An 11,590-nucleotide genomic window follows, 5' to 3' on the forward strand; every position below is an offset into this window, starting at 1 on the left:
GGGGCGCGACCGGGTTCAAGTCATCCCCTTCATTGCACTATGGTCGGACACTCTTTGGTTGCAGAGACGGGGTCGATCGGCCATTGATCAGTCTGCATATTCAAGGCGAGATCCGGACCGATGAGAAGTGACTTAAAGCCATTGGCGGCAGAGGCTTCGCGCAAACCGCTGGTGCTGGGCGCAGACCCGGAACTGGATAAGGAAAGTATTCAGAGCCCTGAGAATGCGCCACTTTTCATCAAGCGCGGTGTGATGTTGCGCCAGTCCAGACAACTGGCAGAGAGCAAATCCCTGCTCACGTCGGTGGTCGCGGCTCATCCTGAAAATCTGGCCGCGCAGCATGAACTCGCCGTAACGCTGCGGCTGCTTGGTGACTACGTAAACAGCTTGGAGTTGAGTGAAAAGATCCTCTCCGACCGCCCCAATCATCGACCATCCTTGCTGGCTTGTATCGATACCAACGCGCATGCGCGGAATTTTGACGGGGCACTGGCAGCAGCGGAACGCGCTGTTGAGCGCCTGCCGGACGACGCGCAGCTCCTGACGAGACGCGGTGTGATGCTGCGGCATCTGAACCGGCTTGACGAAAGCCGCGCGATCCTTTCGACGGTCGTGGATACCTTCCCCGAGGACGTGGCCGCAAGGCATGAACTGGCCATCACCCTTCGGCTTTTGGGCGAACATGACCGCAGTCTGGAGATGACGCAAAGCATCCTGACACGTCATCCGGATCATCGGCCGTCGCTGCTGGCCTCTGTCGACGCCAACGTCCAGTCTGGGAATGTCGAAGCCGCCCTCGTAGCGGTAGACAAGGCACTTGAGAGTATCCCCAACGATCGCCAATTGCTGACGAAGCGTGGCATAGTCCTTCGCCAGTTGAAGCGCCTGAGCGAAAGCAAATCCGTGCTTTCAGCCGTGGTCGACGCCTATCCCGATGCGTCAGGGGAAGCCCACGAGCTGGCAGTCACGCTGCGGCAAATGGGAGACTATGCCAACAGCCTGAAACGGAGCGAAAGGATCCTGAAGAACCACCCGGCGCATTGGCCGTCTCTGGTGGCTTGCATAGACACGAATACGCTTGCGCAGGATTTCGAAGCCGCTCTAGCGGCAGCAGACCGGGCCCTCCGTCGCCTTCCGGACAATGTGATGGTCTTGAGCAGACGCAGTGCCACGCTGCAGCAGCTTGGGCGGACCGATGAGAGCATCGCTGACCTGCGCAAGGCGCTCGCGCTCAACCCACGGGACTCAGACCTACGCCACAGCCTCGCCTTGTCGCTGCGGGCAACTGGCGAGAAACTGGAAAGCGACGCGATCTTTCGCTCCATTCTTGCCGAGGCACCGGGTCATCAGGGTGCCTTGATGGGGCATATAGACGCTTTGCAGCAAGACCTTCAGCTGGATACGGCCCTGACATTGATCGATCAGGCCCTCGCAGCCGATCCCAAGAACATCGCACTTAGTGTCAAGCGCGCTGAAGTCCTCACCCATATGGGCAAGGACAGCGCAAGGGTCGAGCAGTTGCAGAGGGTTCATTCCATCACGCCCGGGTTGCCTCATGTTGCCCGGGCGCTGCACGCTGCTTTGATCGAGGATTTCAGGTTCGACGAAGCCGATACCGTCTTGCGTACCTATGTCGAAGCGCCCGGTGACGCGCGTGAAATGCGCAAGCAGAAAATCAGGTTTTGTCTTGAAACGGGGCAGATTGCGAAAGCCCGCGATCTGGTGCAGGCGTGGCTTTCCGAGCTTCCGGACAGCCCTGACGCTCTGCTCTGCTTTTATCAGGTCCGGATTGCAGCGCTGCAACTTGATGATCTGGGTGCGCTTGAAGAGACGTTGCTGAAGGCCATTCCGGCTTCGGAGGAACTTGTCGCATCCATGACTTCCCTGCGTACCGCGGTCTGGGATTTCGAGGGGGCGTTACGCGTTTGCGAAAACTTCCTTGCCACTTACCCGAAATCCAAGCGGGTTCGCGAACGGCTGCTGGATCTTTTGTGGACCATGGGCGACCTTGAGCGCTTCAAGGCCGCATTGAATGACCAGCCCGACGATCAGCATGAAGCGGCGTTCCGACTGATTAACCTTCTTATCGAGATACGATCCTGGAATCAGGCGCGAACCCATCTGGTCCGTCTGGAAAATGCGGTACAGGGCCTCGCAAATCCAAGCGTGAGATCAAGTTTCCTGATGCGCATTCACAGAGCCTACGACAGGATGGGCGACGACGCTGCTCTCAAGATCGCTGATCGCCTCGGGTCCGTTCCGTATCTGCGGCAGAACGTCAGACACTATGTCACCCTGGCAGACGGGCATCACGCCGGAAATGAACAGCCGAGACCAACCAAGGGCGCTCCCCCTCTTCCCGAAATTCTATTCGGCGAAACATACGCGCCCCTGACGCTGCCCTCCGAGCAGCTCGCCGTTGTGAAGCGGATCGCCAAGCCGAGCATCGGCAACTATGAGACGTGGCTGAAGCAGGTCATGAAGGCCGCCTTCATCTCCAAGACATTGAACCACTGCTTCAAGGAGCATCCCGAGAGCTTCACGGGATTGGACCAAAGCGTGGAATTTCCGGATGCTCATATTCTCCTGAACCACGCGGCGCGCGGCGAAGCTTTTCTTATTGCCAGCACGCATCAGGGACCGCACCTGGCCGCGTGGTGGCTTGCCAAATCCATTCCAAATCTACGTATCTTGTCCAGCCAGCCTGCCATACGATCGGACTCTCCGATCAGCGGCGCGTCGCTGCTGATCGACGGATCCCCGGCGGGCGGGCGTGAACTTCTTTCGCTGCTCAAGAAGGGCACGGCAATCGCAGGATCGATCGATCAACCCATCATCGTTGACAAGATATACGAAAATGATCGTTTCACCCTGGAGCTGTCACTTTTCGATTTGCCGCCGATCAAAGTGTCCAACCTGATCCCCCGACTGGCCTGGAAACACCGTTTGCCGAGTTACTGGATGGTAACGCGTCTGGACGCAGGGAAGATCCGCTTCGACCTTGAGCGCATGCCGGATGCGACCGAAGAAACCGGTTGGGCTGAATGGGCCCGGCTCTGGATGTCACATTACACAGGGCATCTTGAGCGGTATTTGCAAGAGGGTCCAGAGAACTTGAACCTGCCCAACGCGCTGTTCGAAGCGATTGCCAAGAGCATTCACAGGCACGGTGGTAGCGCCGCAATGGCAGACGGGAAGACTCTGTGACAATATCCGCATCCATGCCCGGGACAGGCCAAAATCTGCTGGCCGACACGACAGTCAAACTGGCGCGCCAAACCAACGCGCGCATTCAGGGATTGATCGCACAGGCGCCGGATCTTCAAGCCCGCTACGAAACGGCGCGAAAGATCATTCGCGCCTTCCGGCGGCCCAGTTTTTACGAGGTCAGCCAAAAGTGCAATCTTTGGTGCGAGGGCTGCTATTACTTCGAAAACGACAAACGGCAGGTTGTCGGAAACGAAATGTCCGATGACGGATGGGATGCCTTTTTTGCTGCCGAGGACGACAGAGGTGTCTCGATGGCCTATCTCGTGGGGGCCGAACCGTCGCTTTATCCCCACAGGCTGCGTGCGGCGACAAAGAATATCCGGTACGGCAAGATCGGGACCAACGGAACTGTCGTCATCCCCCGCGACATCAGCTTTCGCATCGGCATATCGGTCTGGGGCAACGAAACGGACGACGCCGTGCTTCGGGGAGGGTCGGTGCTGCGCAAGGCCATGCGGAATTATACCGGCGACCCCCGTGCCGTGATGCTGTTCACGCTGTCTCCGTGGAACCTCGACAGTGTCGGGGACGTCTTGAAGGCAGCTGAAGATCACGACGTGAAACTCACGTTCTCGATGTACTCGGCGACCACATCCTATCTTGCCAAACTCACTGCCGGTACGGCGGCGGACAGCAAGTATTTCCGCCTTGGCCCCTCGTTGGCCCGAGCCGTCTTTACGGATGCCGATCTCGCCAAGGCGCATGAGGCGATGCTCGATGCCATGCAACGCTATCCCGACACGGTCATCTTTTCAGCAGAATATGCGGATCTGATCACCCGGCCCGGTCCTTTGTACGACATGGATCCAGAGACCGGTTTGCCGCTTGATTGCGGCTCACGCATCCGCGATCCGCTGCGCTATTTCGACACGGCGGGCACGCAGAAACAGGTGAAGTGCTGCACCCCCGATGTGGATTGCAATCATTGCCGTCTGTATAGCGGAAGCTGGTCGAAGCTTTTCAAGCCGACGCAAAAGCACCTCGCTGATCAGGGGTCATTCGAGGGTTGGTTGAGCATGATCGAAACCATCGGCCAGATTTTTCTGTATCCCTTTCCGTTTGAGAGCACCGCATGATCCATGTCCCCCAACTGAAGCTGCGCGGTTCCGAGGTGACGCTGCGCTCGGCGGTCAAGGCATGTCGTCTCCCAGAGGAGACATGGCCCGAAGAAATCCTGCATCGTCGGCTCTGTGTTTCGCAGCGCGGTAGCAGAACGGTTGTCCTTCTGGCCGATCCCGCCGAGGTATCGCGTGTCCTCGTCGAAAGCGAAAAGCGATTTCCGAAATGGTTGCCCATCTATCGCCATTCGGCAGCGCGGGAGACGGGAAGCGGCACGATCTTCGCTTCCACAGAAGCGGACTGGGTGCCGCTGCGTCGCGCCATCAAACCACTGTTCCACAGCAGCCGGTGGTCGTTGCTTGTCGATGTCGCCAGACATGCGACGCTTGACGCCATCACCACGGGCAACCCCACGAAGGTCGAGGCATTTTTCACCGCCATCTCAGTTGATGTGATCGTGCGCACGCTCGTCGGCGATGACGCGGACGCAACAGCGGATTACCAGCTTGCGGCCATCGCCCAAGGTCTGGTCGACAGGCAGCACGCCGGTGATCTGGGCGGGGCGATGCAGCAAATTCGAGCGCTTGCAAACATATGCAGCGCACGCGGTCCCGGCGATGCTGCGATCAGCGGCGTTGACATGGCAGGCGAACTTCCACCCCGCCCGCGTCCGATGGAAGAGCCCTTCCTGGCCGACAACCGTCTTGGCCTGCTTTATGCGGGTCAGGAGACCACGGCGTTGACCATGAGTTGGTGCTTCTGGATCCTGGGGCAGGACAAGGAGCTGCAAAGCAGATTGCGCACCGAATGCCGCGAAGCGATGGCCGCCACAGGGTGCCTGTCTCCTGAGGCTGTCGGAAAGATGCCCCGGCTGATGGCAGTCTTTCGGGAAACCCTGCGCCTCCTGACTCCGTCGTCGACCACCGTGCGATGCACGACACAAGACGAGACCCTGTGTGGTGAGGAGATTCCCGCAAACAGTGTCATCGTGGTTCCCATCTATGCAATCCACCGGCACCGGGATCTCTGGGACGATCCTGACACCTTCGACGCCGAGCGGTTCCTGCGCCCGATCAAACATCCCATGGCCTTTCTTCCCTTCGCGGCGGGCCGCCACACCTGTGCGGCAGCTCGCAGCGTCATGTACGAAATGACCGCCGTCCTTGCGACGATGCTGGACCGGTTTGAGTGGGTGACACACGCGCCCGAGGACATGGGCATGGCCAACAAGCTTGTGCTGTCCCCCACGTCCGAGATGAAAGTGACAATCCAGGAGCTGGAGCCGAGCGGCGCTGCCGTCACGGCATGAGAGACCAGGCCTGAACACGATTTCGGGCCAGCCGCTCAGATCTGTGGTATCGGGGACGACGGGATGGCGGCGCCTGTCCATGTAGACGGCGGGAAGGGCTTGAAACCCGGCTCATTCCCTCAGCTCTGCTCAAGTTCGGCCAGTGCAAGACCCCATTCGCCCGCGACCGCGTAGACCATGTAAACGCGCCCGTCTTCCTCATAGATCGCCGGGTCGCGCAACTGGTTTACCGGTTCGTCCACCGGACCGATAACAGACGGGACGACCGGCAAGTCCGCACCTTCCCACGCCGTCTCTGGCTGCAACAAAAGGGAGCGCGGTCCAGCAGCCCACTGAAGCCAGTCGCCCGCCAGATCAATCTCGCATTGCCACAGGCTTTCTGGCGCGTCACCGCGATTGGACCAGATCACCGTCAGAATGTCGCCCGTAACCCTGACCGCAGAATGCCGCATATCCGGGGTAAACAGGGAGGGACCTTTCTCCCATCCGGTCCAGCCATCGCGCGAGCGATAGAACTGCCCGGGCATCGCGATGGCATAGGTCCAGCCGCCATGCCTGAAGATCCGCGCATACGGGTTCATCAGGTTCTCTTGGCCACCGGTAAAATGCAGCCCGTCGGCGGAATCGGCCAGCCGGGTATACTGAAACTTCACGACATCGCCGCCGTGATAGAACATGCGGATGCGCCGGGCCTCGTGATCCACCACGACCTCGGGCGAAGCGAGGTGGTGGCTGAAGCCCGACTCAGCCAGTGGCAGAACGCCGGGCCCGTGGATCCGCCACGGGCCTGACAGATCATCGGCATAGGCCAGCCGAATATGGTCGCCGCGATGATGCGCGAAATAGAGGTAATAGCGCCCGAGCGCACCGGGCACCCAGTCGGGCGCCCGGATCAGTGACGGGCCGTTAATGTTGGTGCCGATCCGCGCGTGCATTCCCTGCGCGATGATCGGCCCATCCAGAAGGCGTTGCGCGCGCAGCATATCAGCGGGTCAACTGGTCGATGTAGGATTGCATCAGCGCCAGCACCTCGGGCGAGACGGTTTCAACCACACCCATGATCTGCGCCGCATCGTCGGCAAGAACCACATCGGGTTGCGAGCCAAGCACATTCTGCGCCGCAGCCAGCATCTCGGGATCCTGCATCACCGCCTCATAGGCACGGGCAACGGCGTCGGTGATCTCGTCAGAGGTTTCGGGCGGCGTCACAAGGATCCAGGTCATGCCATCCGCAGCCGTCGAAAGGTAGCGCACCAGATCGTAGCTTGGGCCAGAAGGCGCCTCGCCCCGCACGTTGACAAAGTAATCGTAGAAGGTCGGCAAGCTGGGCAGTTCGGCGTTGGTGGCTTCGGTGCCATCGGCGTTCGGGCGGCCCCAATAGAACAATCCAAGGCTTTGCCCGGTTTCGATCATTTCGGGAACCACACTGGTCAGCCAGTTGGAAACCGTCCCGTTGCGCAGGTCGATCTCGCCGCGTTGCATGGCAGCCATGGTTTCAGCCCCGCCCTGAAATCCACCGACGAATTGCATGTCGATGTCCAGCAGGTCCAGCGAGGCCGCGACGCGGATCTCGCTGGCACCTGGCGTGAAGCCGCCATAGCGCACGCTCTCAAGCCCGGCGAAATCCGCTGCGTTCTCGATCCCCAGTTCGGTCGCGGCGTGAACGACCCACGTATTCCCCAGACCACCGGCAAGTCCGAACTCGCCGAACGGCACGCGCAGGGCCTCGGGGTCCAGCACGCGCGTGGCACCGCCCCAGGCCAGCCAGCCCAGAGTCAAACCATCGGGCTCGGAATGATAGACATGCTGGATGCCGCGCAGCAACGCACCGCCTGGCATCGGTTCGGCGATCACCTCGGGTTGGCCGGGGAGATGGCGTCCGATATGCTGCGCAAGGATCTGGGCAAACAGCCCCGTCGCGCCACCGGGACCGGCGTTATAGACGATACGCACAGTCTCACCGGCGAAATCTGCTTCGGCCATTGCTGTACCCGGCAAAACCGGGGTTAGCGCCAGCGCACAAGCCCCGGCCAGTAGAATGCGGCGACGATCAGCATTCAGCATGGTTTTCTCCCTTTGTTTCGGCCCATCGGCCGCTCCCTGCCGTCACGTTCCGATGTTCGCCCAAGGAAAGGAAGACGCAGGTTCGGAAAAGCCTCTTTCGCCTTTTGCGAAAGCGTCGCTGCGATTTACCTGCCGCGAATTGGAAAAGCTGCCTTGCCGCTTGCACGGCTTCCGGGCCCGGGGTCGGTCATCTTAGGGTCAGGCGAGACGACCCGCCGACGCGGGTCCGCACAGGAGGGGACTGCCCAATGACCGACGACACGCCGAAAGTTCGCGAAATCCGCCAGAGCAAAGACAGGTTCCTGTCGTCGGATATCTTCGAAACCGGGCGCATGGTCTTCCCGCCGCGGAATGGCTCGGGTCATGTCAGCGAACTTGCCCGCGACGTGCCGGTCTATCATCGCTGCGATGTCTTGGTGGTCGGGGGCGGCCCGGCGGGAACAGCGGCGGCGCTGGCCGCGGCGCGGACTGGCGCGGACGTGGTGGTGATGGAGCGCTACAATCACCTTGGGGGGCTGTCGACCGGGGGCGTGGTTATCTGGATCGACCGGATGACCGACTGGTCGGGCAATCTGGTGATCCGCGGCTTTGCCGAGGAAGTGCTGGACCGCCTGCCAGCCGAGGGCAAGGCCGGACCCGGACGCAACCTCTGGGGCGCACAAGACCCGGATCTGGCGAAATACTGGCGGCTGAGAACGTCGGCCTTCCACGGCATTGTCACCTGGGCGCCAACCATCGATCCTGAGCGCCTGAAGCTGACCTCGCAGGAATTGCTGATCGAGGCGGGTGTGCGGATCGTCTATCACTCATGGGCAGCGGTCCCGGTTGTCGAGGATGGCGCGGTGCAGGGCGTGATCTTCGAATCCAAAGAGGGACGCCAGGCCCTGATGGCACGCGTGGTCGTGGATTGCACCGGCGACGGTGATATCTTTTCGCGCGCAGGTGCCGAGTTCGACTCGGATATCGAAGAAGGCGACGTCCACCACTCGATGAACACAGGCTTTATGCTGGGTGGCGTCGATATGGATACATGGCTCGATTTCCGCCTGAAAGACGAGGCCGGATTCTCGGAGTTCAACCAACTGGGCCGTGAGACGCTTGGCTTCTTTCAAGCGCCCTATGTTTCGTGGCGGCAGGACATCGCCCTTTTCCTGGGCCCGCGCCAATCGGGGCTCAGCGCGTTGAACGTCGACGAGATGACCGAGGTGGAAATTCGCTCGCACCGCTTCATGCAGAAGCATTGCGAGTTCTTCCGCCAGCATGCGCCCGGTTTCAAAGATGCCTACATGCTGCTCAGCGCCCCGCAACTGGGGGTGCGCCACACCCGCAGGCTCGGCGGCGTCGGACGGATCGAGCGGTCGCAATGGGGCACGGGCATGATTCATGCCGACGAAGTTGGCGTTTCCCCGTCGGTGTCACCAAAGTTTCCGGTAATCTCCGTTCCGTATCGGGCTCTGGTCCCTGCCCGGCTGGACGGGTTGCTGGCAGCGGGGCGGCACGTGTCGTGCGATGCCAACAGCCACGGTTTCATGCGCGAAATCCCGCAATGCTGGCTGACAGGACAGGCGGCAGGAGCCGCAGCCGGGGTGGCCGCGAACAGGGGCGTGCAGCCGCGCGACGTTGATATCGCTGAGCTTCAGGCGACACTTCGCGCGCAGGGCGCGCTGGTACGCGACCCGAGCGAAGCGTCCCCACTTGCACCGGCAGCCAGTTGACAGGACCAGCCGTCGGCGTCACGTCTTGACGCTATGGATTTCATCGTAAACGTGCGCACCTTTCTGGCGGTCGGTCGGCTGGGCAGCTTCTCGGCCGCCGCTCGCGAGATCGGCACTGTACCCTCCGTGGTGTCGAAACGGGTTTCCCAGCTAGAACACATGTGCCGCGCGCCGTTGTTCGTGCGCTCGACCCGGGGTCTGGAGCTGACCCCGGTCGGGCGAAGCTGCCAGCAGAAATTTGCCGAGTTGCTGTCTGAAATCGAAGCGATGGTTCATGCCGGACCGCAAAAGGGCCTGCTGTTCGAGCATATTCGGGTCAAATGCCCGACGGCCCCGATCCTGCCGCTGTTTACCGAGATTCTGTGCGATTTCCAAACCGCGCACCCCGGTGTCCGCATTGATCTGGACATCATCGATCGTTCGGTGAACCCGGTTGAAGAGGGCTATGACATCGCTCTGGGCGCGCTTCCGGCAACCTACCCGCATGTGCATGATGTCATGCTTTGCCCGCTTCGGCGCTGTGCGGTGGCGGCGCCGGGCTATCTCGAAACCCACCCCAAGCCCGAACATCCGCGCGATCTCTCCCGGCTGGACGCGCTGGTCTACCGCGCTGCGGGCAATATCTGGACCTTCGCAGGCCCGTCAGGCGAGTTGACGGTCGAGGTGAACGCGGTTTTCACATCGTCTGACAGCCGGATCCTGCAACGCGCTGCAATCAAGGGTCTTGGCGTTGCGGTGATGAGCGAAACACTGGCGCGCGAAGGCATCGAACAGGGCAGTCTGGTCGAGATCCTTCCGGGATGGCGCGTGCCCGATCTGCAACTGAAAGCGATGGTACCAGAACGACGGCTGCGCAACGCAGCGGTTCGCCTGCTGCTTGACGCATTCGTTGCGGCCACAGCGCCAGATACCTCTGGCGCTCAGCTCTGACCGCCTTTCGTTTTTCACGACAGGCAAGTTCGTGACTTGCCAGCTTCCTTCACATCGGATTTCGCGCTTGGATCTGACGATCACGAGCAACGGTTTCCCCTGGGGAGAGGGGCCGCCGTAGTGTCGTCACAAGGGAGGAACGATGATGAACGCACGAGAATTCATTCGCGTCGCGGCCTTTATGCCCACCTTGACGCTGGGCCTTGGCACGCTGCCGGCGTCGGCTCAGGTGGATTTCAGCGGCGAAACCATTGAGATCGTCTACAACACCGGACCAGGCGGGGCTGTGGCCCTGACCGCGCAACTGGTGGCGCAAAATCTGGGTCGTTATCTGCCCGGCACGCCAGAAGTCATCGCCGTTCCGATGCCGGGCGGCGCGCTGCTCAGGGGAATTCAGCACGTCTACAACAGCGAGCCGGACGGGCTGACGCTGGGGTGGCTGGCCTGGGGCGGATCGACACGGGTACTCGACGACCCGGCGCTGCAGGTTCCCTATCACGAGATGGGCATTCTTGGCGGGCTGGCAACGCAATGGGTGACGCATGTGCGCACCGAAATTGACGGCACCGAAGTCACGACGCCCGAGGCCTTCATGGCCCTGTCCGCTGTCCGGGCCGGGGGCATCGCACCCAATACCTCTACCGATATCCGCACTGCAGCGGCTCTCGATATTCTCGGGATCGGGAACACGTATGTCGGTGGTCACACCGGCGGCGCCGACGTCCTTGCTGCATTGCGGCGGGGCGAGGTGGATCTGCGATCGGGGACGATTTCGAACTACCTCACCACTGTGGTTCCCGAACTGGTCGAAACGGGCGAAAGCATTCCGCTGTTCTACTGGGGCCTCCCGACTGAAGGCGGCGAGGAAGCGACGCCTGCGCTGGACGGCATCCCCACGTTCCATGCCTTTGTCACCGAGCAGACCGGTGCCTCGCCCGACGGGCCGTCCTATGACGTGATCCGCTATCTGACCCGCACCGCAGACGGACTGGCCTGGCTCTTTGCGCTGCCACCGGGCGCTGCTCAAGACATGCAGGACGTCTTTGCCGACGCTTATGCGCAGATGGTCACGGACCCGGCCTTTACAGAAGGCGCGGCCCGCGTGCTGGGGACGTCGCCTGAGGTCGTATCCCGTGAAACCGCTATCGAGATCATCGCAGACGTGCAGAATGTGACTCCTGACATCCTCGACACGATGCGGTCCTATATCGAGCGGCATTCCCGCTGAAGGGACGACGGTTCG

8 protein-coding genes are annotated in these 11,590 nt (G+C 61.2%); 6 read left to right on the top strand and 2 right to left on the bottom strand.

The window, feature by feature from the left end:
- The first annotated feature begins 120 nt into the window (after positions 1 to 120).
- Genes EAE28_RS16845 through EAE28_RS16855 form a run of 3 tightly spaced genes read left to right on the top strand, consistent with a single transcriptional unit; the run spans position 121 to position 5,638 of the window.
- A complete protein-coding gene (locus tag EAE28_RS16845; protein WP_127108393.1) occupies positions 121 to 3,207 on the top strand; it encodes a tetratricopeptide repeat protein in 3,087 nt (1,028 codons plus the stop codon).
- Positions 3,204 to 4,346 carry a hypothetical protein gene (locus EAE28_RS16850; RefSeq protein ID WP_164736681.1) on the top strand — a complete coding sequence of 381 codons (1,143 nt, stop codon included), beginning with the start codon at positions 3,204 to 3,206 and terminating at the stop codon, positions 4,344 to 4,346. Before EAE28_RS16845 ends, EAE28_RS16850 begins: the two co-directional genes overlap by 4 nt.
- The gene (locus tag EAE28_RS16855) at positions 4,343 to 5,638 is read left to right on the top strand and encodes a cytochrome P450 (protein WP_127108397.1); all 1,296 of its coding nucleotides are present in this window, start codon (positions 4,343 to 4,345) and stop codon (positions 5,636 to 5,638) included. Before EAE28_RS16850 ends, EAE28_RS16855 begins: the two co-directional genes overlap by 4 nt.
- A 119-nt stretch (positions 5,639 to 5,757) precedes the next feature.
- On the opposite strand, the gene EAE28_RS16860 is transcribed toward EAE28_RS16855, so the two are convergent.
- Together EAE28_RS16860 and EAE28_RS16865 are read right to left on the bottom strand one after the other, a co-directional pair.
- The gene (locus EAE28_RS16860) at positions 5,758 to 6,621 is read right to left on the bottom strand and encodes a glycoside hydrolase family protein (RefSeq protein ID WP_127108399.1); all 864 of its coding nucleotides are present in this window, start codon (positions 6,619 to 6,621) and stop codon (positions 5,758 to 5,760) included.
- 1 nt (position 6,622) lies between these two features.
- Positions 6,623 to 7,702 (bottom strand): type 2 periplasmic-binding domain-containing protein, encoded by a 1,080-nt coding sequence (locus EAE28_RS16865; protein WP_127108401.1) that lies wholly within the window; start codon positions 7,700 to 7,702, stop codon positions 6,623 to 6,625.
- Positions 7,703 to 7,950: 248 nt separating this feature from the next.
- On the opposite strand from EAE28_RS16865, the gene EAE28_RS16870 reads away from it, so the two are divergent.
- The 3 genes from EAE28_RS16870 (at position 7,951) to EAE28_RS16880 (ending at position 11,575) form a co-directional block, all read left to right on the top strand.
- Positions 7,951 to 9,417 carry an FAD-dependent oxidoreductase gene (locus EAE28_RS16870; RefSeq protein ID WP_127108403.1) on the top strand — a complete coding sequence of 489 codons (1,467 nt, stop codon included), beginning with the start codon at positions 7,951 to 7,953 and terminating at the stop codon, positions 9,415 to 9,417.
- A 33-nt stretch (positions 9,418 to 9,450) separates the two neighbouring features.
- Entirely contained in the window at positions 9,451 to 10,347 is an 897-nt protein-coding gene (locus EAE28_RS16875; RefSeq protein ID WP_127108405.1) for a LysR family transcriptional regulator, read from the top strand.
- A gap of 142 nt (positions 10,348 to 10,489) precedes the next feature.
- Positions 10,490 to 11,575, top strand: coding sequence for a hypothetical protein (locus EAE28_RS16880; protein WP_127108407.1), 1,086 nt, complete (start codon positions 10,490 to 10,492; stop codon positions 11,573 to 11,575).
- Positions 11,576 to 11,590 lie beyond the last annotated feature (15 nt).

Origin of the sequence: Pararhodobacter zhoushanensis, assembly GCF_003990445.1 — a bacterium.
Lineage (GTDB): Bacteria > Pseudomonadota > Alphaproteobacteria > Rhodobacterales > Rhodobacteraceae > Pararhodobacter > Pararhodobacter zhoushanensis.

Bases quoted from the DNA above. Each gene is read 5' to 3' on its own strand.
- EAE28_RS16845 (WP_127108393.1), top strand. From the start codon at position 121: ATGAGAAGTGACTTAAAGCCATTGGCGGCAGAGGCTTCGCGCAAACCG.
- EAE28_RS16855 (WP_127108397.1), top strand. From the start codon at position 4,343: ATGATCCATGTCCCCCAACTGAAGCTGCGCGGTTCCGAGGTGACGCTG.
- EAE28_RS16860 (WP_127108399.1), bottom strand. From the start codon at position 6,621: ATGCTGCGCGCGCAACGCCTTCTGGATGGGCCGATCATCGCGCAGGGA.
- EAE28_RS16865 (WP_127108401.1), bottom strand. From the start codon at position 7,702: ATGCTGAATGCTGATCGTCGCCGCATTCTACTGGCCGGGGCTTGTGCG.
- EAE28_RS16870 (WP_127108403.1), top strand. From the start codon at position 7,951: ATGACCGACGACACGCCGAAAGTTCGCGAAATCCGCCAGAGCAAAGAC.
- EAE28_RS16875 (WP_127108405.1), top strand. From the start codon at position 9,451: ATGGATTTCATCGTAAACGTGCGCACCTTTCTGGCGGTCGGTCGGCTG.
- EAE28_RS16880 (WP_127108407.1), top strand. From the start codon at position 10,490: ATGATGAACGCACGAGAATTCATTCGCGTCGCGGCCTTTATGCCCACC.